28 protein-coding genes are annotated in these 25621 nt (G+C 35.1%); 13 read left to right on the forward strand and 15 right to left on the reverse strand.

Annotation, left to right across the window (positions count from 1 at the left end; genetic code table 11):
• The first annotated feature begins 21 nt into the window (after positions 1–21).
• From ACQW5G_RS04315 to ACQW5G_RS04325, 3 genes are all read left to right on the forward strand, one after another.
• Positions 22–897, forward strand: coding sequence for an aldose 1-epimerase family protein (locus ACQW5G_RS04315; RefSeq protein WP_429971838.1), 876 nt, complete (start codon positions 22–24; stop codon positions 895–897).
• 82 nt (positions 898–979) lie between these two features.
• Entirely contained in the window at positions 980–1459 is a 480-nt protein-coding gene (locus ACQW5G_RS04320) for a hypothetical protein (protein ID WP_429971839.1), read from the forward strand.
• 9 nt (positions 1460–1468) lie between these two features.
• A complete protein-coding gene (locus ACQW5G_RS04325; RefSeq protein ID WP_429971840.1) occupies positions 1469–1810 on the forward strand; it encodes an MmcQ/YjbR family DNA-binding protein in 342 nt (113 codons plus the stop codon).
• Positions 1811–1841: 31 nt separating this feature from the next.
• Here the strand turns inward: ACQW5G_RS04325 and ACQW5G_RS04330 are convergent, their stop codons facing one another.
• The 3 genes from ACQW5G_RS04330 to ACQW5G_RS04340 all read right to left on the reverse strand — a co-directional run bounded on the left by ACQW5G_RS04330 (position 1842) and on the right by ACQW5G_RS04340 (position 3818).
• On the reverse strand, positions 1842–2111 hold the full coding sequence (locus ACQW5G_RS04330; protein WP_429971841.1) for a hypothetical protein: 270 nt from the start codon (positions 2109–2111) through the stop codon (positions 1842–1844).
• A 95-nt stretch (positions 2112–2206) separates the two neighbouring features.
• Positions 2207–2755, reverse strand: coding sequence for a hypothetical protein (locus ACQW5G_RS04335; RefSeq protein WP_429971842.1), 549 nt, complete (start codon positions 2753–2755; stop codon positions 2207–2209).
• A gap of 181 nt (positions 2756–2936) precedes the next feature.
• Complete coding sequence (locus tag ACQW5G_RS04340; RefSeq protein WP_429971843.1) at positions 2937–3818, reverse strand: aldo/keto reductase; 882 nt, start codon at positions 3816–3818, stop codon at positions 2937–2939.
• 505 nt (positions 3819–4323) lie between these two features.
• Between ACQW5G_RS04340 and solA the strand changes: the two genes are divergently transcribed.
• The 3 genes from solA (at position 4324) to ACQW5G_RS04355 (ending at position 7770) form a co-directional block, all read left to right on the forward strand.
• Entirely contained in the window at positions 4324–5457 is a 1134-nt protein-coding gene (solA, locus tag ACQW5G_RS04345; RefSeq protein ID WP_429971844.1) for an N-methyl-L-tryptophan oxidase, read from the forward strand.
• 398 nt (positions 5458–5855) lie between these two features.
• A complete protein-coding gene (locus ACQW5G_RS04350; RefSeq protein WP_429971846.1) occupies positions 5856–6683 on the forward strand; it encodes a MetQ/NlpA family ABC transporter substrate-binding protein in 828 nt (275 codons plus the stop codon).
• A 58-nt stretch (positions 6684–6741) separates the two neighbouring features.
• The gene (locus ACQW5G_RS04355) at positions 6742–7770 is read left to right on the forward strand and encodes a zinc-binding alcohol dehydrogenase family protein (RefSeq protein ID WP_429971847.1); all 1029 of its coding nucleotides are present in this window, start codon (positions 6742–6744) and stop codon (positions 7768–7770) included.
• Positions 7771–7818: 48 nt separating this feature from the next.
• On the opposite strand, the gene ACQW5G_RS04360 is transcribed toward ACQW5G_RS04355, so the two are convergent.
• From ACQW5G_RS04360 to ACQW5G_RS04370, 3 genes are read right to left on the reverse strand one after another with little or no spacing between them, the layout of a single operon-like run.
• Positions 7819–8817 carry a D-2-hydroxyacid dehydrogenase gene (locus tag ACQW5G_RS04360; protein WP_429971848.1) on the reverse strand — a complete coding sequence of 333 codons (999 nt, stop codon included), beginning with the start codon at positions 8815–8817 and terminating at the stop codon, positions 7819–7821.
• Positions 8817–9995 (reverse strand): aminotransferase class I/II-fold pyridoxal phosphate-dependent enzyme, encoded by a 1179-nt coding sequence (locus ACQW5G_RS04365; protein WP_429971849.1) that lies wholly within the window; start codon positions 9993–9995, stop codon positions 8817–8819. Before ACQW5G_RS04365 ends, ACQW5G_RS04360 begins: the two co-directional genes overlap by 1 nt.
• Positions 9996–10004: 9 nt before the next feature.
• Positions 10005–11048 (reverse strand): PTS sugar transporter subunit IIC, encoded by a 1044-nt coding sequence (locus ACQW5G_RS04370; RefSeq protein ID WP_429970257.1) that lies wholly within the window; start codon positions 11046–11048, stop codon positions 10005–10007.
• 445 nt (positions 11049–11493) lie between these two features.
• On the opposite strand from ACQW5G_RS04370, the gene serC reads away from it, so the two are divergent.
• The 3 genes from serC to ACQW5G_RS04385 are packed head-to-tail and all read left to right on the forward strand — an operon-like array spanning position 11494 to position 14248.
• Positions 11494–12582, forward strand: a complete 1089-nt coding sequence (gene serC, locus ACQW5G_RS04375; RefSeq protein WP_429970258.1) for a 3-phosphoserine/phosphohydroxythreonine transaminase — start codon at positions 11494–11496, stop codon at positions 12580–12582.
• Entirely contained in the window at positions 12579–13760 is a 1182-nt protein-coding gene (locus ACQW5G_RS04380; RefSeq protein ID WP_429970259.1) for a 3-phosphoglycerate dehydrogenase family protein, read from the forward strand. Before serC ends, ACQW5G_RS04380 begins: the two co-directional genes overlap by 4 nt.
• Entirely contained in the window at positions 13760–14248 is a 489-nt protein-coding gene (locus ACQW5G_RS04385) for a phosphatidylglycerophosphatase A family protein (protein WP_429970260.1), read from the forward strand. Before ACQW5G_RS04380 ends, ACQW5G_RS04385 begins: the two co-directional genes overlap by 1 nt.
• A 54-nt stretch (positions 14249–14302) precedes the next feature.
• Here the strand turns inward: ACQW5G_RS04385 and ACQW5G_RS04390 are convergent, their stop codons facing one another.
• Together ACQW5G_RS04390 and ACQW5G_RS04395 are read right to left on the reverse strand one after the other, a co-directional pair.
• Positions 14303–15298, reverse strand: coding sequence for an NAD(P)-dependent oxidoreductase (locus tag ACQW5G_RS04390; protein WP_429970261.1), 996 nt, complete (start codon positions 15296–15298; stop codon positions 14303–14305).
• A gap of 15 nt (positions 15299–15313) precedes the next feature.
• The gene (locus tag ACQW5G_RS04395; RefSeq protein ID WP_429970262.1) at positions 15314–16393 is read right to left on the reverse strand and encodes an AEC family transporter; all 1080 of its coding nucleotides are present in this window, start codon (positions 16391–16393) and stop codon (positions 15314–15316) included.
• A 205-nt stretch (positions 16394–16598) separates the two neighbouring features.
• Here ACQW5G_RS04395 and ACQW5G_RS04400 point away from each other — a divergent pair, with 205 nt between their 5' ends.
• The 3 genes from ACQW5G_RS04400 to ACQW5G_RS04410 are packed head-to-tail and all read left to right on the forward strand — an operon-like array spanning position 16599 to position 19828.
• The gene (locus ACQW5G_RS04400) at positions 16599–17495 is read left to right on the forward strand and encodes an ATP-binding cassette domain-containing protein (RefSeq protein WP_429970263.1); all 897 of its coding nucleotides are present in this window, start codon (positions 16599–16601) and stop codon (positions 17493–17495) included.
• Positions 17496–19082, forward strand: a complete 1587-nt coding sequence (locus tag ACQW5G_RS04405) for an ABC transporter permease (RefSeq protein ID WP_429970264.1) — start codon at positions 17496–17498, stop codon at positions 19080–19082.
• 17 nt (positions 19083–19099) lie between these two features.
• The gene (locus ACQW5G_RS04410; RefSeq protein ID WP_429970265.1) at positions 19100–19828 is read left to right on the forward strand and encodes an SDR family oxidoreductase; all 729 of its coding nucleotides are present in this window, start codon (positions 19100–19102) and stop codon (positions 19826–19828) included.
• 80 nt (positions 19829–19908) lie between these two features.
• Here the strand turns inward: ACQW5G_RS04410 and pepT are convergent, their stop codons facing one another.
• The 7 genes from pepT to hxlA all read right to left on the reverse strand — a co-directional run bounded on the left by pepT (position 19909) and on the right by hxlA (position 24707).
• Entirely contained in the window at positions 19909–21114 is a 1206-nt protein-coding gene (pepT, locus tag ACQW5G_RS04415; protein ID WP_429970266.1) for a peptidase T, read from the reverse strand.
• 10 nt (positions 21115–21124) lie between these two features.
• On the reverse strand, positions 21125–21562 hold the full coding sequence (gene msrB / locus ACQW5G_RS04420) for a peptide-methionine (R)-S-oxide reductase MsrB (protein ID WP_429970267.1): 438 nt from the start codon (positions 21560–21562) through the stop codon (positions 21125–21127).
• An 11-nt stretch (positions 21563–21573) separates the two neighbouring features.
• Positions 21574–22422, reverse strand: coding sequence for a MetQ/NlpA family ABC transporter substrate-binding protein (locus ACQW5G_RS04425; RefSeq protein ID WP_429970268.1), 849 nt, complete (start codon positions 22420–22422; stop codon positions 21574–21576).
• A gap of 431 nt (positions 22423–22853) precedes the next feature.
• Complete coding sequence (locus tag ACQW5G_RS04430) at positions 22854–23255, reverse strand: iron chaperone (protein ID WP_429970269.1); 402 nt, start codon at positions 23253–23255, stop codon at positions 22854–22856.
• A gap of 12 nt (positions 23256–23267) precedes the next feature.
• Positions 23268–23453: a hypothetical protein gene (locus tag ACQW5G_RS04435; protein WP_429970270.1), complete on the reverse strand. Its 186-nt coding sequence runs from the start codon at positions 23451–23453 to the stop codon at positions 23268–23270.
• Between the two features lie 80 nt (positions 23454–23533).
• Positions 23534–24064 carry a 6-phospho-3-hexuloisomerase gene (gene hxlB / locus ACQW5G_RS04440; RefSeq protein ID WP_429970271.1) on the reverse strand — a complete coding sequence of 177 codons (531 nt, stop codon included), beginning with the start codon at positions 24062–24064 and terminating at the stop codon, positions 23534–23536.
• 16 nt (positions 24065–24080) lie between these two features.
• Positions 24081–24707, reverse strand: coding sequence for a 3-hexulose-6-phosphate synthase (gene hxlA, locus ACQW5G_RS04445; protein ID WP_429970272.1), 627 nt, complete (start codon positions 24705–24707; stop codon positions 24081–24083).
• A 178-nt stretch (positions 24708–24885) separates the two neighbouring features.
• Between hxlA and ACQW5G_RS04450 the strand changes: the two genes are divergently transcribed.
• Positions 24886–25587 carry a hypothetical protein gene (locus ACQW5G_RS04450; protein WP_429970273.1) on the forward strand — a complete coding sequence of 234 codons (702 nt, stop codon included), beginning with the start codon at positions 24886–24888 and terminating at the stop codon, positions 25585–25587.
• Positions 25588–25621: the final 34 nt, after the last annotated feature.

A 25621-nucleotide genomic window follows, 5' to 3' on the forward strand; every position in this document is an offset into this window, starting at 1 on the left:
TTATATGAGAGGTAATTAATTATGAATGTTATGTTGAAAAATGAATATTTTACTGTTGAAATAAGCAAGTTAGGTGCGGAAATTCAATCAATTAAATCGGCTGATAACGATATTGAATACATCTGGCAAGGGCAAGATCATTATTGGAAACGGCATGCACCGATTTTGTTTCCAATTGTTGGGAAACTTAAAGATGATAATTATATTTATGATGGCAAAAACTATCATATGACTCAACACGGATTCATTCGTGATAATTATTTTGAAGTGACTGAAAAAAGTACAGATGAAGTAACTTTTAGATTTATTTCAAATGATGACACTAAGCAAATTTATCCATTTAACTTTACTTTTTTAATTACCTATAAATTAGATGGAAATAGTCTTGATGCCAGCATCGAGGTAATCAATAATGACGCCGATACAATGTACTTTTCAATTGGTGCGCATCCTGGGTTTAATGTGCCACTTTTGAAAGATAAAGAAGCATTCGATGATTATTATGTAGTAGCTGCGCCTAAACGAAAGTTTGATTTAATGCAAATTGATAGTGATGGATTAAGTCAACAATCTAACGAGGCACCTTTGGATAGTCCCATTCAATTAAATCATGACTTATTTACTCATGATGCAAAAATCTTTGATATTGGTGGAAATCAACGTAGTATGGTTATGCTACAATCAGATAAATCCAAACATGGGGTTTCAATGACCGCTTACAATTGTCAATACATTGGAGTTTGGTCTGATAAGGACGCTGATTTTATCTGCTTAGAACCATGGTGGGGAATTGCCGACACTAAAAATACTGATGGAGTATTAAAAGATAAAAAAGGGATTATTAAATTGCCAGGTTATAAAAAATTTAATGCTAATTTTAGTATTGGATTATATTAATAAACTAATAAAAACAAGCTCTAATCTTTAGAAGCTTGTTTTTTAATGATTTGAGTATAATTGAATATAAAGGGATGATTTTATGAAAATTAATAAATCAAAGTTAATTACGTCATTATTGATTATAATTATGGGAATTGGATTATATTTTGTGTTTAATGGAATTAGTTATAATTCGAACCCAATTCGGACGAGTAAAACAGCCAATAATGAAACTGATAAACATGGGCATAGTTTGAAACAAGTTAAACACAATAATCAGAAATTTATGACTAAATCTATTGAACAGCAAGATCATATTTTAGTTAAAACTCGTTCAATCAAGGTAAGCAAACCAGAAACAGCTAAAAAAACTAAAATTATTGATGCCATGGAAACTAATTTGGATAAAAATATTATTGCGCAAATTAGTAATTTGCAAGGCCAATCCCAATTAGCTACTAAATGTAATGATTTAATTCAAAGAATCCAGAATTTGAAATCATTATCGCCTAATGATAAAGTTCAATTTATTCAAGAAGTTAAATCAGTTAATCAAGCTGCTAAAATGAATCAAGATTAAGGAAATAGGATGAAAATTGATGATTTAGTTAGTCTAGTTCAAAAATATTCAGATGGCTATTTGTGTTTTCCGTTTGAAAATCCGAAACGACCATCTCAAATTAAAACGCATGTGATAAAACACAAATCAAATAACAAAATTATTGCGATTATTTTAGTTAAAGATAAGCAATTACTGATTAATTTAAAGCTAACTCCAGCTCATATTCAAGAAATGCGTGATATTAGAGGAATAATTCCGGGATATCATATGAATAAAAAACATTGGAATAGTATTTTAGTTAACGATACTGATTTGAGCAAGATTGAATTAATAAATATGATTAAAGAAAGCGCAAAATTGACCAAATAAAAACGAGCCGTTAAAGCGACTCGTTTTTTGATTATTTATATTGTTTAAATGCTACGAATAATTGTGCAGCACCTAAAGGAATATTAACTAATACTAAACCAAAGTAGAAAGGTGCAATGTCATAGTCTGGGGTGGTAGTGAAAAAGACTACTACTCCAAGAATTGACATCAAAAAGTTAATGATTCCAAAATCTCTAAAGATATGACCATTTTTTGATAAATCATTATCATATGCGAGATATGCAGTCATGGTGCTAGCTAAGAACCAACATAATAGTACCCAAAAAATAAATACAAACATAAAAAATACCTTCTTTTCTAAATCTCTTCTAGGACTTAATTCTACTAGGAATTAGGTAAGAAACAAAGAAATTTATTCTAACTATGGATGGTTAATTAAAATTTGGGATTATATATGATTCTGAATAGCATACTACGTAAATCGTTAGCGTTACCAGGGATGGGTTGCGAAATCCAGACTTTAATAGTTGATAAAATGGAATATGTAAAAATTGTTAGGGTTATTTTGGTATTAATATTATTAGCCGGAAGATTATCAAATTCTACTTTTCTAATCAATTCCAAATATGTATCAAACATTAGTTCACACCATGGTCCGTATAAATCAGTGGTATACATAATTTTAATTTCATCACGATTATTATACAGAGCCTCCGGGAGATACTCTAAAGTCTTTTTTTCTAATTCATTTTTATCTGTAATCTTTAAAAGAAAATTTAGATTTAAATTCTCATTTACCATTTGAACCGTGTAATTGATTAAATCAATCAATGAATTAAAGTGATTGTAAAAAGTACGGCGAGAAATATGCGGACCGCTTATTAATTCTGTAATGGTAATATCATATAAATGTTTTCTTGAGACCAGGTCTAATAATCTATATGCTATTTGGTCAGTAGTTTTAGTGCGGTTGTATTTCATCATTAATTCATGTCCCTTTTTATACTAATTGTGTAAAATTTTAATAAAAGCTTATCATTTAGTTTAAAATTAGTCATGATTATTTTTATAATTTAGGAATATGTTAAATTAAGTAAACAAGTTGAGAAAAAACAGTGACCAAAAAGGCATTCGTAAGCAATTTACGAATGCCTTTTGTTTATAATTAATCACGATTTTCAACCGCTGTTGGTTTTCCATTTGGATTACCAAATACTTGCCAATCACCATACCAGCCGGAGCGTTTATCCAAATCTAGTGCGTTAATGGCATTGATATCTGCATCGGCTAATTCAAAGTCGAAAACTTTAGTATTTGATGCGATAAATTCTTCATGAGTAGACTTTGGAATGGTAATAATTCCGCGTTGAAGCTCCCAACGAATGATAATTTGAGCTGGAGTTTTGTCGTACTTTTCTGCTAATCCCATAATTACTGGATGAGTTAATGCAGACCCATGACCAAGTGGGCTCCATGCTTCCATTTGAATATCATGGGCATCACAGAACGCTTTAATATCAGCTTCTTGTTCTAATGGATTGAATTCCATTTGATTAAGAACTGGTTTAATTGAGCAATGTTTTAATAAGTTTTTCAAGCGAATAATGTTAAAGTTTGAAACTCCAATGGCACGAATTTTACCATCACGATAAAGTTTTTCAAGAGCGCGCCAAGTATCAAGATACTTTCCAGGAACAGGCCAGTGAATTAAAACCAAATCAACGTAATCAGTTTGCAAACTCTTGAGTTGGCCAGCAAAAGCATCTAATGTTGATTGATATCCTTGATCACCAATAAAAATTTTCGTAGTTAAGAAAATATCGCTTCGTTTAAGTCCATTTTCAGCTAAACCACGGGTTAATCCTTCTCCAACACCAGGTTCATTACCATACTTTTTGGCCGTATCGATTGATTTATAACCATGTTTAATTGCCATTCGTACTGAATCAGTTGCGACAGCATTACTAGTTTGCCAAACTCCAAAACCGAGACGGGGCATTTCAACACCATTGTTTAATGTAACAGTTGAATTTAAGTTCATGATCATTCTTCTTTCTAATTATTTTTAACTTAATTATAGCCCAAAAAATAAAAAAATTAATAATCTCTAATCGTTGATCTGTAAATGTTTATAGAAGACGAACAAAAACTTTTTAAATAAAAAGCATTGACACTAAAAACGAAATATATATAATAAGTTTCAACAGTTAAATACGAAAAAATAAACAAAGAGATCAGGAGAGTAGTGAACGTTCGATAGTTCAGAAAGTCTGCGGTAGATGTGAGCAGAACAAATCGATATTCATGAATATGGCCTGTTAATTGGCAGCATTGATATTCAAATGCTGATGGGGTGGCAACCATTATTCATTGCACACGTTAGTTACGATAATGACGTTAGTGAGGACGATTATGTAAATAATTGTCAAAATGGAATGGTACCGTGGATCTCGAATCCGCTTCTAGTAATACACTAGGAGCGGATTTTTTTATGCTTATTTTTTCGTAGTTAACTAACATGAATTTATTAAAAAATTAATGAGGTAATTAAAATGACAAAAGTATTTGATTTAGCAATTATTGGAACTGGTTCAGTTGGCTCTGCTGCTGGATATTATGCCAGTAAGAATGGTTTAGATGTGCTTGAATTAGATTTAGCACGTCCACCACATGATCAAGGTTCACATCATGGACAAACCAGAATTATTCGCCATGCTTATGGAGAAGGGGCTAAATATTTACCATTGGTATTAAAAGCTCAAACTTTATGGCAAGATTTACAGGAACAAAGTGGTTCTGATATTTTTCATCAAACCGGAGTACTAAATGTTGGTCCTAAAGACGCTGAATTTATCACAAATGTAGCTAAAACAGCTGAAGAATTCGATTTACCGGTTGATTATTTAACCGCTGCGGAAATTAAAAAACGTTGGCCTGACTGGAAATTTGATGATGATTATCGTGGAATTTTTGAAAAAGACAGTGGTTATTTATTATCTGAAAATGCGATTCGTGCCTATCTTAAAGGTGCTGAAGCTAATGGAATTACCCAAGACTTTTCCGCTAAAGTTTTATCAGTTAAACAAGTTGAATCAGATTTAGTTGAAATTAAAACAGAAAAGCAAACTTATTTAGCACATCATGTGGCAGTAACAGCTGGAACTTGGGCCAAAGAATTATTACCTAATTTACCCATTCAACCATTACGGAAAGTTTTTGGCTGGTTCAAAATTAAAGATCATCACTTAGACGAAAGTGAGGGCTTTAGTTGTTTTACCGTCGAAACTAAAAATGGCGAAACTTATTATGGTTTTCCAGGTCAAGATGACAAAATTAAAATTGGTCATCACGATGGTGGTCAACCCATTGATAAACGGGAAGGCCGCCTGCCATACGGTGAATATGAAAGTGATTTGCATGAGGTTGATGAATTACTAACCAATCATTTAGCTGGAACGGATGGCCTTGATCATGGCGCAGCATGTACCTATGATTTATCACCAGATGAAGATTTTGTGATTGATCAGGTTCCTGGTCAACCGAATATCCAAGTTGTTACTGGGTTAAGTGGACATGGCTTTAAATTTGCTAGTGTCTTAGGCAAAATTGTGGCGGATCGAGCTCAAAATAAAGCAGATGAGTTTGATTTAGAACCATTTAGGATTAATCGATTTAATCAAAAATAATTGTTGTAGTTATTTTTTGATAGTGTTACACTGGTTTCAATAAATAAATTCGAAGGAGATTTTTAAAATGAAAATGTGCTGCTGTTGTTGTATGTCAAAATAATACATGAGTAAATCTTTATGAATTTCTCGTGTATTAGCTAACGCTATATTTTGAGAAATTCATACTGATGACAGCATAATTCTAGAATTTTATTAAATCTCGAGAATACCGATGTCTATCTTTATGGATAGATATCGGTATTTTTTTATACAAATTTATAGGAGAAAGTAATGATTAAAAAAACAAATAAAGAGTTAGTGGAACTCTTTGGTAAATACCGCGGTGGTCGGTCGTGTCAGTCTGCAGTGATGGAACTTCAAAGCTTAATCACACATAACTAACAGGAGAATTAATCATGAAAATTAACAAAAAATACATTATTGGTGGCTTAATCGCCATCTTCGGAATCGCCTTTCTATTTAGTTTCGTCATCAAGCCCAAGCAAAACAATACCAATACAATTCGGTTAGCCTCGTCACCAGGTCCTTACAGTGATTTATTCTTAAACGGGGTTAAACCAATTTTGGAAAAAGAAGGTTACAAAGTTAAGAACCAATCATTTAGTGATTTATCACTAGCTGATGTAGCAATTAACAACGGAGAAGCTGATTTAAATGTTGATCAACATACGGCTTACATGGACAATTTCAACAAAGAAAAACATGCCCATTTAACTTCACTAACTAAAATTCCTACGGTTCCAACTGGAATTTACCCAGCGAAGAAAACCGCTATGAGTCAAGTTGCTAAGGGTGATACGGTAGCCATTCCTAATGATCCATCAAACATGGCTCGGGCTTACAACGTTCTAGTTAAAGCCGGTTGGATTACTTTGAAAAAAGGGGTGAACCCAATTAAAGCTACTAGTAAAGATATTGCCACAAACAAATACGATTTAAAGATTACAGCAATGCAAGATGTTCAAATTCCGCGTTCTCGAGCTGACTTTGATTACGTAATCTTACCTGGGTCAACTGCTTATCCAGCCAAGATTTCTACTAAGACAATGTTATTAGCTGAAGATATCAAACCAGATTACTACTTAGTTGCCGCAGTTAACAAAAAAGATAAAGATGCTAAGTGGGCTAAGGCAGTCGATAAAGCATACCACTCAAAAGAATTCCGTGAATATCTTGCTAAACACAACAAGACTAGTTTCTGGAACATTCCAAAGGGTGAATAATAGCGTTTCAATTAGGTAAGCTTTACACTTAATTCAAAGACTGAAAAGAGGATATATTATGGTAGAAAAGATGAAGGCAATCGGGTATAAAAAAGATTTGCCAATCGATAATCCAGAAAGTTTATTTGAATTTGAAACAAAGTTACCGAAATTGGAACCGCATGATTTATTAGTTAAAGTAGAAGCTACTTCAGTGAATCCAGTCGATGTATTTACTCGTCAAGGACAAAAGACGGAATTAAAACAACCCAAAATTATTGGTTGGGATGCTTATGGGATTGTAATCAAAACGGGTGAAGAAGCTAGCATTTTTAAACCAGGCGACAAAGTATTTTATGCTGGCTCATACAAACGTCCAGGAACTGATAGCGAATTTCAAGCGGTTGATGAACGAATTGTAGGCCATGCTCCTAAGAATTTAAGTATTCCAGAAATTGCCGCAATGCCAATTACTAGTTTGACATCTTGGGAATCCTTGTTTGAACAAATAAATATTGATCCTAGTAAAAAACTGGAAAATTCCAATAAGGCCATTTTAATTATTAATGGTGCTGGTGGAGTTGGTTCAGTTGCTACTCAGTTAGCTCATTTAGCAGGCTTAAAGGTTTTAGCTACCACTGGAAATGAAGAAACCAAACAATGGGAATTAAATCATGGCGTTGATTATGTGATTGATTATCATCATGATATAGAGCAACAAGTTCACAATGCTGGATTTGAATATTTAGATTATATTTTGGAACTTACTAATTTAGATGAATATTGGCCTGTTATTGTGAATTTGATTGCTCCATTAGGCAAAATTGTTTCTACTACTGGTTCAGGTAAAGACTTAGACTTACAGCCTTTGAAACGGAAGATGGCAACGTTTGCCTGGGAATGGATGTACACTAAGTCATGGTATGGAACATCTAATTTAATTTCGCAACACCGCATTTTAGATCAAGTTAGTGAATTACTTGATAATGGTAAATTGAAGAGTACGTTAACTAAGACGCTTACACCAATTAATGCTGAAAATTTACGGAAAGCCACTGCTTTAGTAGAATCGCATCATATGACTGGAAAAGTCGTTGTGAAAAATTAGCGCAGACAAAAAGAGATGAAAAAATTTTTTCATCTCTTTTTTTGTTGCCTATTTAAATTCGTTTTGAACTGGTTCGCCATTAATAATTGCTAAGACATCATCTAAACTAATATCGACCATATTTTGAATAGCCATATTAGTATAAAACCCAATATGAGGAGTAATCATGACGTTTGGCATGGCATGAAGAGCATTGAAGTTTTTATCTGGAATAGGACAACCTTGAAAATCCTTATCAAAGATAGCTGCTTCACCTTCAACTGTATCTAAGGCAGCTCCAGCAATTTCTTGATTTTGTAAGGCGGCAATTAAAGCTTCAGTGACAACTACGGGACCACGTGAAGCATTAACTAAGAAAGCATTGTTTTTCATGTGGTTGAATGCATCAGCATCAAGTAATCCGGTTGAAGTTGGGTTTAAATCAACATGTAAGTCAACCACATCCGCTTGTTCTAATAGTTCGTTTTTCGTATCAACATAGGTTAAGACATCAGTTAATTCTTCATGATGCACTGGATCGAAAGCAATTACCTTAGCACCTAATCCATGGAATAAGCGAGCAGCAGTTCCACCAATTCGACCAGCACCGATAATTCCGATGGTTAAAGTTCTGATTTCTCTAGCAATTGGGCCACGGAGTTTGTAGTCGTTGTTATCACTACGTTTTTCAACAATTTCTAAGTTACGAATCAAACGCATAGTTTGGGTAACTGCCATTTCAGCTACTGAGTTAGGAGAGTAAGCGGGAACGTTAGTAACGACTAGACCGGCAGCATGGGCAGCATCTAAATCAATCACATCAACTCCGGCAGTTCGAGTGGTAATTTGTTTAATTCCCATCTCGATTAACTTAGTGTAAATCGCATCATTATCACTAATTGGTCCACGTTGTTGAATTACAATCCCATCGTAGCCATCTGCTAAATCAACTGTATCATCATGAAATTCATGGTTAGTGGTATCAACGGTTACGTTGTGTTTTTCAGCCCAGTTCTTGATGGCGCTTTTTTCATCATCACGCACACTGTACATTAAAATTTTAGTCATTAGTTTTCCCTTTCTGCGGCAACATATTTTTTGATATTCGCCATGGCATGTTCTAAGTTTTCCATTGAGGTTGCGTAACTAATTCGAATGTAGCCTTCACCACCAGGTCCAAATGAACTACCTGGAATTACAGCCACTTTTCCTTTACGGGCTAAGTCGTAAGCAAAGTCCATACTGTTTTGAATTAAATCACTTGGAATTTTAGCGAAAATGTAGAAAGCACCATCTGGATTGGCAATTTCAAAACCAAGGTCTTTAAGTTCTTGGTAAACGTAGTCACGCCGTTTTTGGTATTCAGCTTTCATTGCAACAGCATCATCAGCTCCGTTTTTAAGGGCTTCAGCGGCAGCTGCTTGAGCATTAGTGGTTGTAGATGTAATGGTAAATTGATCAATTTTTTCAAGCTGGCTAGTAATATCTTTGGGTGCAGCCATGATTCCAATTCTCCATCCGGTCATTGCGTGGGACTTTGAGACTCCATTGAGTAGAATAGTTTGATCGGGTAAGAGGTTAGCAATGGAAACGTGCTTAGCATCGTAAGTTAATTCACTGTAAATTTCGTCTGAAATAACAAAAATGTCATGTTGCTTAATAATTGCAGCTAATTTTTTAAGAGCTGCTTCATTGTAAGTCTTACCAGTAGGGTTAGATGGAAAGTTTAAAATAATGGCTTTGGTTTTAGGATGTTCTTTTAGATTTTGTTCTAATTGTTCTGGGGAAAGAACGAAATTAGTTTTGGAAGTATCCATGAAAACTGGTTTAGCCCCACGAAGTAACGTAATTGGAATGTAGAGCGGGAAAATAGGAGTAGGAATTAAAACTTCATCACCAGGATTAAGAATGGAAGTTAACGCTGTGTAAATTCCTCCAGTTGCCCCAGCGGTCATAATAATTTCAGTATCAGGATCGTAATTTAAATCGTATTTAGTGTTTAAAAAGTGGGCTGCAGCATCACGTAAGGCCTTTGTTCCTTTAGTTGGAGCGTAATGGCTTTCATCATTTTTAATGCTGGTAATGGCAGCTTCTTTAATATGTTCCGGAGTAGCAAAATCAGGTTCCCCAAGGGTTAGCGGAATAATACCAGGAATTTGCATGACTTCATCATTGAACTTGAGGATGCCGGATGGTGATAATTGGAGCATTTCTTGATTCATTTTACTTACTAAGTCTTTAGTCATAATTCTCTCCTATTTGTAATCTAATTTAAGATCATCTGATTTTTGTAATTTTAATTTATCAGTGAAAACGTAACGACTTACGAATCCCATGGCAATTGGTAAGATGAAGAATAATATTCCTACCATAATGAGATGGAATAAGGGGGCATGCGGATGAGCATCAAGGTCAGCTAATGGACCAACTAGCCCAGACAATCCGAAACCAGCACTTACTGGGGTTCCTTTAATGTTAAATAATGCACCAAGTCCTCCAAGAACTCCAGCATTAATAATTGACGGAATTAATAATTTGGGTTTGGATAAGATGTTTGCCATTTGAATTTTAGGAGTTCCCACGAAATGTGAGATGGTAGTTCCAAATGAATTTGATTTAGCACCAGCAATCGCAATTGCAAAGGAAGCAGCTACAATTCCTAAGTTGGCAGATCCAGCAGCAATTCCATTAATTCCGATAGCAGTAGCAATTCCAACGGAACTAATTGGTGAAACAACCAGAATTGCAAAACAAATTCCCATTAAAGTTCCCATCAAAATGGGTTGAAGTCCAGTGATATGTTCAATGCCTAAACCGATATCAGCGGTAAATTGGGTAATTGGTTTAAGGGTTAACATTCCAAGTCCACCACCAATTAACATGGTTAAAGTTGGAAGTAGAAGAATAGTTAAATCTTTTAATTTTTTCCCTAGAAATAGGATTAAGAAGTAGGCAATCGCAATTGTGATTCCAATATTTAGAACATTTCCACTTCCATTGACGGTAATTGCACCGTTGACCATTTTGGCATTTCCAGCACCAATAGTAGCAGCTAAAGCTAAGGAAGCAGTTTGAATCGGTGTGAATTTAGCTAACATTCCGACACATACGGCGCTGGTAGCGGGTAAAATCATAGCGGCTAATCCGGTTAAAACTAAGATGAAACTTAAAAATGGAGCGTGGGGAAGAAATGGTTTAACAATGGCGTTTAAGATAGCTCCGGGAACTAAAGCGACGATGATACCAATTGACATTCCGTTTAAAATATTTAATGTGTGTTGTTTAATTTTACTTTTCATTATAAAAATTCCTTTCGTAGTAAACAAAAAATCCCAGCTAGTCATTGGAGACTAACTGGGATTTAACACACTTGTTATCGGAAAAATAATTAACCAATCTGTGATGAACCTAGTTAGAATCCTTTGGGGTATCTAACCAGGCAACCAAAAATTACCTTACTTAGATACGCTGTCATACCAAGCAAAGTAAAAATAAGAACTAGTTTGATTCATCATGTGATTGTTCATAATTATTGGTTTCCTCTCTGTATTTGTTATTAACATTAAACTATTAATTTAAACTTTTGTCAACAACAAAATGGATAAATTGCGAACTTTAAGAAATAAAATGTGACATATCTTGTTTACAATCCGAATATATATGATATACAATGTGCGAACACACCGAAGAAACGAATTAACGTTGAAACGAGTGATGTCTAATTTTTAAGGAGGAAGACAAGATATGGAAACATTTAACTTTTCAGCTGGTCCCGGTGTACTACCGACACCAGTCATTTCACAAATTAAATCAGATCTGGCGCAACAGGAGTTTACGCATCTATCCATGTTGGAAATTTCTCATCGCTCGGCTCAATTTGAAGCAATTATGAATAGTGCACAGCAGCGATTACGGCAATTAATGCAAATTCCTGATGATTATGAGGTCGCATTTATTCAAGGAGGAGGATCATTACAATTTGAAATGCTGCCTTTGAATTTAGCTACGCATCAACAGAAAATTGCAGTTTTAGATTCAGGTAATTTTGCCGCTAAAGCCGCTAAGGCAGCTCAAATGGTCGGCAAAAAAGTGGAAATTGTTGCTTCTAGTAAAGCGGATAAATATCGTTATTTACCAGAGTTACCCCAAAATTTTAATGCTAATGAATATGATTATTTACATTTAACAACGAATAACACAATCGAAGGAACTACTTATCATCAAGCTGATTTACCGCAAACGAAAGGTTATTTAACGGCTGATATGAGTTCAAATATATTAGCGGAACCCTATGATGTAACTAAGTTTGGAGCCATTTTTGCTGGGGCACAAAAAAATCTTGGTCCAGCTGGGGTAACGCTTGTAATTGTCAAAAAAGATTGGTTAGCAGACCAAAACATTGCTGGAATTGGTCCCATGATGCAATATCAAAATTATTTTGCAAAAAATTCAATGTATAATACTCCACCAGTTTTTGCGATTTACGCCCTTGATTTAGTTTTGAAGTGGGTTCAAGACAACGGTGGAGTTGCAGAAATGTTTAAACGAAATCAAGCTAAAGCCAATAAACTATATGATTTTTTAGATAACTCAAAATTATTTGCTGCACCCGTTAAACCAGCAGATCGTTCATTGACAAACGTTGTGTTTACAACCAATGACCAAGACCGGGATGCCCGAATTGTTAAATTAGCAACGGCTAATGGATTGTTTAATTTAGGTGGTCATCGTTCAGTGGGTGGTTTCAGAGCATCATTATACAATGCGCAACCAATGGCGGCAGTTGATCGATTGATTGAATTTTTAGACCAAGTTGAGAGGGATGAATTATGAAAAATATAAAAACTTATAATGCAATTAGCCAAACCGGATTACAGTATTTAAGCGATCACAATTATCAGATTAATGCCGAATCAGATCCAATCGGGATTATTTTACGTTCACAAGACTTATTTAAAGAATCAATTCCTGCATCAGTTGAAGCTATTTCAAGATCAGGTACCGGAGTTAACAATGTGCCATTTGATGAATTAGCTAAACGTGGGGTAGTAGTTTTCAATACTCCCGGTGGTAATGCTAATGCAGTTAAAGAGTTAACGCTGGCTTCATTGATTTTAGCAGCTCGTCCAGTTTTAGGGGCAGTTGAATTTTCAAAACAAATTCGGGGTGGCGATGTTTCACTACGAACTGAATCAAATAAAAAAAGTTATCGTGGCACTGAATTAGCCGGCAAAACGTTAGGAGTCATTGGACTAGGAAACGTTGGTTCAAAAGTGGCTAATACTGCTTTAGCCCTTGATATGAAAGTGATTGGTTATGATCCTGGTTTGAATGCGAATACAGCATGGCGAATTGACCAACATATTGAGCATGCTACTGATGTTGATACTGTTTTACGAAAAGCGGATTATGTTACAATTCATATTCCACTAACTGACAGTAATCGTCACTTTATTGATGCCCAAAAACTGCAATTAATGAAACCTAACGCAGCGTTGTTAAACTTAGCTCGTGGGGGAATTGTTGATGATGAAGCAGCTAAAACTGCTTTAGATCAACAAAAATTACGCCTTTATATCACCGATTTTGCTGATCCCATTTTATTTGATAATGATCGAGTGATTGTAATGCCCCATTTGGGTGGCTCAACCGTGGAAGCCGAAGATACTAATTCTTTAATGGCAACGCGTGAATTGGATCAATATTTGACAACCGGAAATATTGTTAACTCGGTTAATTATCCCGATATTAGTGAACCATTTACAACTAAATATCGTTTAGGAATCATGCATGAAAATGTTCCCAATATGATTGGCCAGATTTCACAAATTTTTGGTGAGCATAACATTAATATTGAACAGTTAAGTAATCGAGCCCAAGGAAAATATGCTTATACTTTAGTAGCTGTTAATGATTTTGGCACGGAAACTCCAGCTCAAATGCAACAAGGTTTAAACGATATTCCACACGTGATTCAGACCCGTTACTATCAAAAATCAGAGGAGAAATAATGACTCAATTATTACAGGAACAAGCAATTCAACAGCTAAAAAAACGCGGAGTGGCGATTACAGATATTGCAACTGGTACCCGAACTTTTTTAACTGATAAATATCATGACCAAGTAGATGAAACAAAGCTTGAACAAGCAATTCAACGCGTATTGCATAAAGATGAAGTAGCCGATATTATTTTGACAGCGCTTTATTTAGATGAACAGGCTGAGACGATGCCAGATGATCAACCACTGAAGGCCCGTTTGCAACGAGATGCTAATGGACATAATGTTGATGAAATTTTGGCGATTGCAATTACCCAACAATTTTCGGCAGCCGCAACGGTTCACTATGGATTGCTAGACGATTTGAAACCAGGATTGATTGGAGTAATTAACGACAAAACTGATAGTATTAACGTTTATTTAGATGATATTTTAGCAGCTTTAATTGCGAGTGCTGCAATGACATATCTAGAAATTCTAGGTGGAAATAACTATTAAGCCAAATTAAAAAGCAGTGATGAATTTTAAATTCATCACTGCTTTTCGTTTTTGTTAAACTAATTCGTTTTTACAAGTACCAGTTTCCACAGTTTCGTGAAGGTTTTGGTAACTAACTGAAATCATATCTTCTAAGGCTGGTTCGGTAAATGAACCAACGTGAGGAGTCACAATTACGTTAGGATATTGTTGCATCATTTCGTAAACACCAGCATTGGGTAAGTCACTTAACTTAGCAAAGTCATTACCGAAGATTGCACCTTCATCAACTAAGACGTCGGCACCGTAGCCACCAAGTTTATGGTCAGCCAAAGCTTTAGTAACAGCTTCCATGTTCACAACTTGAGCACGAGCAGTGTTAATCAAAATGGCATCATCTTTCATCATTTCTAATTCTTTTGCATCAATCATGTTTTCTGTATCACCTGGGATAAATGGAACATGAAGAGAAATAATGTCAGATTCTTTAAGTAATTCTTCCAAACTAACTAGCGGAATACCATTTTTGTTATTACCATCAGAATGAGTATCGTAACCGATAACTTTTGTACCCATTCCAGCGTATAAACTGGCTTCAGTAGCACCAATTCGGCCACAACCAATGATACCAACAGTTGAGCTATGAATTTCTTTACTGAAATAAGCATCCATAACTTTGAAGTTACCATTATGAGTGTTAGCCATTTCTGGTCCAACACTTCTAAATAAAGTCATACCTAAAGTCATTGCCAATTCAGCAACGGCATATGGTGAATAACCTGGAACGCGAGCAACTTTGATACCAAGTTCTTTAGCGGCTTCCAAGTCAACGTGGTCAAATCCAACAGTACGAGTGAAGACATAATCAATGCCCCAACTCTTGAATTTGGCAAGGTTTTCACGGTCACCCACACAAGTTCCACGAAGTAACACAGCATCTGAACCTTTTGAGTCGATGGCGTTTTCATGGTTTAACATGGCAGGAACTAAGTTAAGTTCGTAGTTGTAAGTATTTAATTTTTCGAAGTATGAAACTTCAATCGGTCTAACACCATAGCAGGTGATTTTCATGGGTGAGGCTCCTAACTATTTGATTAATCCAGCACTATTAATAACTTGTAATAAAGCAATCCAAATTGGCATCATTACAACAGCTAAAACAGTTGAAACAAGTGATGCATTTGAAGCAAGAATAGCGTTACGGTTGAAACTAATGGCATAAGCTGAAGCAACTGTAGCAGTTGGAGTAGCCATCATGATAACCATAGTTGCGATTGCAACGAAACTCATTGGAAGAATTCCCATCGTTGAAAGTCCACCAGCAACAACAAGAGTAAATAATGGAACTAAGATAACTTTGTTGAAACCGTAGTACCATGAAATCTTGCTTGAAGCAGCTTGTCCAAATGAGATTGAACCAAGAGTAACCCCGATTGATAACCATGCAAGTGGTGAAGCTAATTGAGCTAAGTAGTTCAATGGAGTCCAAATCCACAATGCAGTTTGATCAATTCGGAAGAAGGCAACAGAATGCATACCAGCTTTAGCATCAATAGCACCCTTAACGAATGTTGGTACAGTAACTTGTGGTGCGTAAGCTTGTACTAACCAAAGGAATAAACCTAAGAAAGTTGCGATAACGATGGGGTTAAGGAACATTTTCTTAATGTTTTTCATTTCCATCTTCAAACCAGACATTTTAATGTAGGCGTATGAGTAAAGGAAAACACGGTAACCAATGTTGAAAATTGAACTGTACATGATTCCTTTAGGTCCAAGCACGGCACCAACAATCGGAATACCGAAGAAAGTAGTTGAACCAAAAGTAGTCAAGATACCCATAACTTCACGTTCGTTTTTGTTAACCTTAGCGTAAAGAAGTGGAGCAGCAAACATCAAAATTAAGATGATAAGGAATCCCCAGATAAGGACACTAACACCTTCTGAAAGAGTTTTTCTGTCGATTGGTGCCATGAATGAGTTCAAGGCAAGGGCAGGAATTGCAACAGTTAAAGTAACTTTTGCAAGGTTCTTACCGAATTGTTCTGAAAAAATATTTTTCTTACGTAGGTAGAATCCAAGTAAGATGATGAAAATAGTTGATGTGATAGCACTAACAATACTTGGGTTAGTTAGTGTTTTCACGAATGCGTCTGTAATGCTCATGTGAGACCTCCAAAAATGTGTTCATGTAATTAATGTAATCGCATACATTAGGCGTAGGTTTTAATTCTATCATATAAAATAAAATGATAGTATATATTTTGTTAATTTATTAGATATGTAATCTAAATGTCATATAAGTTTTGGCATTGGGTGATTTTTGTGAATAAATTGTATAATTAAAGCAAATACATAAAGGAGTCATCTTATGACAGTCAATTTAGAAGTTACTAACTTAGTAAAAAAATTCGGTAAGTTTGAAGCTTTAAAAGGAATCAATTTAGAATTAAATGCTGGTGAAGTTTTAGGTTATATTGGACCTAATGGGGCTGGTAAATCGACCACAATTCGTTCTATTCTAGGGATTTTAAAACCAACTTCTGGTTCCATCAAAGTATTTGGTAAAGATGCATTCGATAATGCCGCTGAAATTCATAAGCGGATTTCCTATATTCCTGGGACAGTTTACCTCTGGCCTAACTTAACTGGTGGTGAAACCATCGACATGTTGCTAGCTTTGAGTAATCAAAAACATACCGCCAAGACCGACCAATTAATTCAAGATTTTCACTTAGATATTACCAAGAAGAATCGTGATTATTCGAAAGGTAATTTACAAAAAGTCGCTTTAGTTGCGACATTTTCAACGGATGCTGATTTATACATCTTTGATGAACCAACTTCAGGATTGGATCCTTTAAATGAAGATATTTTCCAACAAAAGTTGCTTGATTTGAAACACGAAAACAAGAGTATCTTACTTTCAAGTCATATTTTGTCTGAAGTAGAACGAGCTGCTGATCGAATTGCGGTTATTAACGACGGACAAATTATTCAAAGTGGAACCTTGGAAGAATTGCAAAATGTGGCTAGTTCAGAAGTGGAAGTTAGCACAAAAGTGGTAGCTGATAAGTTAGCCACTTTTGCTGGAGTTACTAATTTAGCTGAAATTAAAGCTAATAGTTACAGTTTTAAGATTAAAATTGCGGCGTTAGAACCAGTAATGACCTATCTTACTGGATTAGGCATTATCAATTTGAGTATTCAACGTCCTTCATTAGATGAACTCTTCTTGAAATATTACAACGTGAAAGAGGTTAAATAGATGAAACATCTTAGTAAAACTTTCTTTTTAACTCGTTTTTATTTGCGTAAAGATTGGGTTAGTTTATTAAGTTGGATTGGTATGATGACTGTAATGGTGCTGGGAGTTGGGCTGATGTTTCCATCTAAGTATCCCCATGAAGCTAATCGTGCAGTTATGATTCAAACTTTAAAACTTCCTTCCATGAAAGCCATTTTAGGGCCAATTCAAAATTCAACGACGACGATTAGTAATATGTTTGTTAGTGAAATGAGTTTATGGTGCATGTTAATCATGGGAATCTTTGCGATTCTGATTGCTAACGGAAACACACGAAAACAAGAAGATACTGGTTTATTGGAATTAATGCAATCTCGTTGCGTTGGGCGTTTTGCACCATTATTAGCTACTTTTAATGAGTTAGTATTAGTTAACGGAATCATTACTTTAATCCTTGGATTCGGAATGTCAGCTATTAATATGACCGGTTCCGATGTTGCTGGTGATTGGGTTTTTGCTGGCCTAATGGGAATGGCAGGGTTGTTTTTTGGAACCATGACCATTTTATTAGCACAAATTACGAATGATAGTTCACAAAATGTTTCGACCAGTTTTGGAGTCTTTGTTGGTTTTTATGTCATCTTTATCGGATTAATGACGCATGATAAGTGGCATTTTGATTGGTTAACCCCATTCTCTGTGATTCGTAAAACGGAAATTTATCATCATAATGTATTTTGGCCACTTTTGGTGGTAGTGGCAGTTAGTGTAGTTATGTTTGCAATTTCCTTCTACTTAGCGTCAATTCGAGATGAAGGTTCAGGATTATTACCAACTATTCCAGGTAAGAAAACTTCATGGTTCTTGAAGAACTATCCAGCATTGGTCATTGATACTCAATTGAAGAGTTCAATTATTTGGTTCATCATGTTGGCGATTTTTGGAGCAGTTTATGGTTCAGTCTTAGGTAGCATTCAAAAGATTGTAACTGGTAATGCAGCAATGTTGCAGGTTTTACAAACCCAAGCGGATGATGCAGCCAAAAGTTTTATTTTTATTATTGGGATGGTATTTGCTGTTATCAGTACGATTCCAGGAATTTTGACAATTTTTAAACTAGAATCAGATCAAAAACGCGGCATCATTGAATTAATCCTAGCTCGTCCAGTACATCGAACCACTATTTTCTTAGCAAATACTTTAATCGGAACAGTAATTTCATTATTAGGTTTTGCTAGTTATGAAGCGGGGTTATACTTTGCGCAAAAAGCCACGATGAAATATCCATTTCCACGGCATGATTTTATCTCGGTATATGCAAGTTACTTAGCACCAATGTTAGTAGTGCTAGCAATTGCAGTCTTTATGATTGTTTGGGTACCTAAACTTTCAAAAAGCATTTGGGCAATCTTATATCTAATCATTTTTATCAATTTCTTTGGTGCAATGATTAAATTAAGTCATATTTGGATGCATGCTACGTTATTTGGATTAGTTAAACGCAGCTTTACTCATGCATTAGCAACTAATCAAATTTGGATGATGTTACTTGTTGCATTAGTTTTGTGGCTTGTTTCATTATTCCGTTATCGCAAAATTGATTTATAGAAATCGAGGCATTAAAAATGCAAGAAACTTTAACTTTAATTACCGGTGCTGATAAAGGTATGGGCTTTGAAATGGCAAAAGAACTTGGTCAAAAAGGCCAACACATTTTGCTGGGTTCCCGGAATCAGGCAAACGGTGAACGAGCAGTTACTGAATTAGAAAAACTGGATATAAAGGTTGATTTAGTAATTTTGGATGTAACAGATGAAGAAACGATTCAAGCTGCTGCACAATTAATTCAATCTAAGTTTGGGTATTTGAATATTTTAATTAATAATGCTGGAATTGCTTTAGATGCTCATCAAAGTCCAGTTGATATTCCCGTTGCTACGATTAGAAAAGACTTTGACGTTAATTATTTTGGCGTTATTCAAGTTACGCAGGCCATGATTCCGTTGTTGAAACAATCAGAAACAGCCCAAATTATTAATATTTCTAGTGAAATGGGCTCATTAACGCTTGCTACAACACCTGGAAGTATTAGTTTTGATCATACAGCAGTAGGTTATCAAAGTTCTAAAGCGGCTTTAAATATGTGGACTATTGATTTGGCCAAAGTTTTGAAAGCTGACAAAATTAATGTGAATGCTGTTAATCCTGGTTGGGTAAAAACTAGTTTTGGTGGTAGTGACGCTGGGGCATTAACTCCAGCTGAAGTGGTTGCTCGGACAGTTGAACTAGCTCTGGGTGCCGGTAAGTTGGTGACAGGAACATTTTCTGATACTCATGGAATTGTTCCCTGGTAAAAATTAGATATGAAAAAAGCAATATTCGTGAGAATATTGCTTTTTTATTTGAATTTCATTGTGTAAAAAATGAAAATATGCTAAAGCTTTACCAAGTTTAGCAAAATATCAGTAGTTTGTTCCATGGATTCTAAACTAGCAAATTCATATTGTCCATGAGCATTTTCACTTCCATTAGTTAAGTTAGGAGTGGGTAATCCTTTAAATGTAATCTTAGACCCGTCAGTTCCGCCCCGAAAAGGAACTATTCTAGGTTTAATATCAGCTTGTTCAATTGCACTTTTAGCCCGTTGAACTACTGAATCATCAATTAACTCAGCCATGTTAAAGTATTGATCTTTGAAATTCACTTTAACTCGGCCATCACCATACTTAACATTCAAACTCTTAGCAATTTCAATAAATTTTTGTTTCTTAGCCATAAATTCAGCTTTATCAAAATCCCTTAAAATATAACCAATTTCAGCTTTATCTGGGGTAGCGTGCCAATCTGTGGTAAAGTAGAAACCTTCGCGATCTTCTGTAAATTCAGGACGTTCATGACTTGGAACTTGATTTTCAAACTCATTAGCTAACGTGATAGCACTAACCATTAAACCCTTGGCAGTTGATGGATGAACACTAGTACCTTTAATCGTGACAATTGCCTCTGCGGCATTGAAAGTTTCAGCATTAATTTCACCAACTGCACCAGTATCTAAGGTATAAGCAATGTCAGCACCAAAATCAGTGACATTAAAGGCATCAGCACCTTTACCAATTTCTTCATCTGGACCGAAAGCTACTTTAATTTCGCAATGTTTAATTTCGGGATGTTCATTTAAATAATCAATTAACGCTATGATTTCGGCAATCCCAGCTTTGTCATCAGCACCCAATAAAGTTGTCCCATCTGTTGTTATAAGTGTATTACCAAGGTAATTCTTCAAATGGGGAAAATCATTAGGACTGAGGATAAATTCAGAATTGAGTTGAATATCATTGCCAGCATAATTAGGATGAACTTGTGGATTTACATTATCGGAATTGAAATCAGCTGTATCAACATGGGCAATTAAACCGATTGTTAAATCTGAATCAGTGTTAGCAGGAATCGTTCCAAAAACAAAAGATCCATCGCTAAAATGAACATCTTTTAGTTGTTTTGACTTCAACTGTTCAGCTAACTTTTTCAATAAAATTGTTTGTCCAGGAGTGGTAGGAGTCGCAGTTTTATTAGCATCAGAACGCGTGTTGATTTTTACATAATCTAAAAAGTTCGATAATAATGATGGATATTTTGTCATGAGATTTCCTCTACTTAACTAATTTTTTGTATTCACCGTAACCTTTGTCGTCCATTTCATCATAAGGAATGAATTTCAAAGCAGCAGAGTTAATACAGTAACGAAGGCCACCTTTATCAGCAGGACCATCGGCAAACACGTGACCTAAGTGAGAGTTACCATCGGCACTTCTAACTTCAGTACGAATCGTACCAAAGGAAGTGTCAGTTTTATTAACTAGCGCATCTTTTTCAATTGGTTTACTGAATGAAGGCCAGCCACAACCAGAGTTAAATTTATCATCAGAAACAAAGAGGGGTTCGCCACTGGCAATATCGACGTAGATTCCACGTTCGAAGAAGTCATCATATTTACCAGAAAAAGCGGGTTCAGTTGCAGCTTGTTGTGTAACTGCATATTCTTCGGGAGTTAATTTTTGTTTCAATTCTTCTTGTGTTGGTTTAGTCATAATAAATTCTCCTATTTAAGTTTGATGTCCCAAGCAGTGATTTGAGTATTACCGTATAACTTCTTGTTTAAATCTTTAGTTTGTTGAGTTTGGTAAGCTTTAACATATTCTTTGTATAGTTTGTTGTTTTTGTCTGACTTATTAGCGGCAATTACGTTAATCCATTTAGCAGAAACTTTGTTAACTGGTTCTACGTAGATAGCTTTGTTAGGGTCAAGTCCAGCATTGGCAGCAAAGTTACCATTTACATATGAAGCAGCAACGTCAGGTAAACTTCTAGCAGTTTGGCTAGCATCAACTTCTTTGATATTTAAATCTTTTGGATTGCTAGTAATATCTTTAACCGTAGCAAGTGATTTGTTAGGTGCTAATTTAATTAATCCAGCACTTTGAAGAATGTAGAGACCACGTGATTCATTAGTTGGATCATTTGGAATTGTAATAGTTGATCCAGGTTTGATATCTTTTACGTTTTTAACTTGTTGTGAATAAATCCGCCCTTGACCAATGATAGTTTTACCAATTGGAACGATATCAGTGTGATGAGCTTTGTTCCAAGCATCAAGAAAGGCAACGTGTTGGAATGAATTTAAGTCAACTTCATGTTCAGTCAACGCTTTGTTAGGTTGAGAATAATCAGTGAATTTTTTGTAAACAACATGGATACCATATTTTTCCTTTGCTGTTTTAGCCACTGAATTGTAAATATCGTCATCTTTCTTTGATCCATTCATGATTCCCACTGTAACCGTTTTGTTGGATGCTTCTTTTTGAGAGTTATGGAAGAAACTGAAGTAGGCGACTACTCCAATTAAAATTATAACAACAGCTGAAATACTATATTTGACACTCTTTTTCATGATTTCTATCTCCTAAAAATTAAAATATTTTATGTAACGGCTAATAATTGAAAAAAAAAGACAGCCGCCCTAATAAAAGGACGACTGTCATCGTGTTACCACCTTAGTTTGTTAGATTCTTAGAAATCCAACCTCAGTAAGTTGCACCAAATAATTTGGTATAACCTTGTACTGATATCGGGTACAAATCCGTTATTAGCTCACCTAAATTCACTAATAATTTAAAACCAAGTCCATATTCCAAACCTAAATCAGATTTCTTTGCACCAAACAGAAATTCTCTTAGCTGATTTATAATTTGTACTCAACTGGTAAACGTTTTTTATATTCAAATTATTCAATGACATAACTATAAAACGTAATTTAATAATCGTCAAGGGTTTAAGTGTAAAAATGTTAGTTTTATTATTAAAATAAAATGGAAATATTTTTCATTGTTCGGGTTTAAATCTCATATCAGCTGGTAGCCAGAAAGAAGTCATATCTTTTTTCTGATCGATTTTGAAGTCAATAATGTGTTTGAATAGGCTACTGGGAATATCAGTATTATAAGGAATTTGAATGGTTTTATGACCATACTTTAATCCAACCGCCTCAATTTCAGGAATGAAATGTTTTACGATTTCTTGTCCTTCTAAACCGATTGTGTAGTGATTTTTGGCTGCGTTAAAGCTGGTGATATAGGAATTATGATCCAAAAACATCGGTTGATTGTATTTCATCACGAATTCTAAGTTCGGATAATTAGTCTTAACCCAGTTGATAACTTGCTTAAATTTTTCCCGATGTTCGGGATTATCAATTCCTGTTAGATATTCAGAAAAAGTTTTCATAATGACCTCCAATTATTTTTTGAAATATTTGTAGATAGTGCGAATTAAATCAATCATAGCAACAAGTAAGAATAGGACGGCGACAATTTTTAACCACATGGGTGTATCAATTTTAGTTAAATAATTAACTGAAAAGTAGATTAAATATAAATCAACTAAAATGTAGATAATTGACATCCAAAGTCCTGTTTTTTTCATAATATGTACTCCTGTCGTTTTCAATAATTATAGCAAAACAAAAAGACTCTAACTAATTAATAGCTAGAGTCTTAATATTATTATTCTAAGTTAGCGTGACGTTCGCGCATTGCTGCTTCAGATACATCAGCAAAGTTCATGTAGGCCATAGCAATTGCATCACCGAATAACCAAACGGATTGTTCAAATAAACTACCCATTGGTTGTTGAGAAGCAACTACATTGCCGACACTATTTTTGCTCTTACCTGGTAAGATGCTAGTTTTGTTAGCAACCTTGGCAATTGAAGAATCATCGGTCGTTGATAATAACCAAATTTCAGCACCAACTTTGTGGGCTTCGTTGGCAATATTCAAAGTACCTTGAGTTTCCCCAGAAGCAGAAGCAATAATCAACAAATCACCTTTTTTAATTGCTGGAGTAGTAGTTTCGCCAACTACATAAGCAGTCTTTCCCATTTGCACAAGGCGCATAGCAAGACCCTTTAGAGCTAGACCAGAACGGCCACCACCATAAACAAAGATACTGTGAGCATCTTTGATAGCTTTTAATTCAGTGTCTGTGATTGGAACATCGTTTTGTGATAATTCGTCTAGAATGACTTTCCACATATGAAAACCTCAGAAATTATTTAACTAATTTCTTAAATTCAGCAGCTGCTTTGGCAGGATCGTCAACAGTTGAGATACCACCACCGATGATCAATAGGTCTGGATCAGCAGCTTTGATTTCTTCAACGTTTGATAACTTGATACCACCAGCAATAGCAGTCTTAGTGTTTTTAACGTTTTTCTTGATAAGGTCGAATGTAGCAAATGGAGTTTCACCATTAGCTTGCAAGTCGTAACCAGTGTGAGTACCAATGTAATCTGCACCAAAGGCATCGATTTCACGGGCACGTTTAGCAACGTCTTGTACACCAATCATATCAACAAGGATTTCTTTACCTGCTTCGTGAGCAGTCTTAACAGCATCTTTGATTGATTGATCTTCAGAAACGGCAAGAATAGTAGTGATATCTGCACCGTATTTGAAAGCTTGGCTTACTTCGTATGAAGCAACATCCATGATCTTCAAGTCAGCTAATAAAGTAATGTCTGGGAATTGTTTACGAATCTTAGCAAGTCCTTCAAGACCAAAGTTAATTACCAATGGAGTACCGTATTCAAAAATATCGATACTATCCTTGGTTTTTTCGATAAGCTTAATAGCTCCATCTACATCTTCTAAATCGATTGCGAGTTGAATTTTCATAATTATAAACTCCTTCTAAATTAAATGTTACGGACAGTAGCTTATACTGTCAAAAGTAAAGAGTAATTACAAATGATATGCATAATGGTAAGAAACTGAATATTGTTGCCAATTGATTAAAATGAAAGGGTATAATTTAGATGTTAATAAAAACTTATAAAATGGAGATATCGTAATTATGAGAAAAAGTGGATTAAGAACAATCATTTTAGCCATCATTGCATTATTTGTAATTGGTGGAATTGGGGCATTTGCATATACTAAATATAATGAAAAACCAGCTCAATCAAAGACAGCTGAACCAAAAAAAGCTGATACGGTAGCCAAAAAGACAAACAAAGCTAAAAAAACTGATAATAGTGCTAGTGATACCAACGATAAAAGTGGTGATACTAGCAAAGTAAAACCAGATGATACTACTAAGACCGATAATAATGGAAGTAGCAACCCAAGCAAAAAGGTAACTACTCCTCAAACTTCTGATACCAAGACTACTAACAACAGTAGTAATTCAAACAATAAAACTACTACTAATGGGAATAGTTCTGATACCAATTCAAATAATACTAGTAATAGTGCATCTACTAGTGGATCAGGGGTTCCTGCTGCTTTATTTGGTGATTATAGTGATAATGTGACAATTTTTGGCAATGGTATTAGTGCTGGAACTGGTGATAGTGCAGTTATGATTCATTCCTATCAACAACATGGAAACACTTATACGGTTAGTGGTGATTCTATGACCAACGACACTGGATATAGTTACAAAAACTCATATTCAACACCAACTTCTGGAACCATTGTGAAAAATGCAGATGGAAGTATTACTCTTTCAGGTTTTTCAAATCCATTTTTAAATGGTAATTTTCCCAAAGAATAAGTAAACAAAAAAACAGCTGACAAAATTATGACCT

It is taken from the genome of Fructilactobacillus sp. Tb1 (assembly GCF_050500285.1).
GTDB lineage: Bacteria > Bacillota > Bacilli > Lactobacillales > Lactobacillaceae > Fructilactobacillus.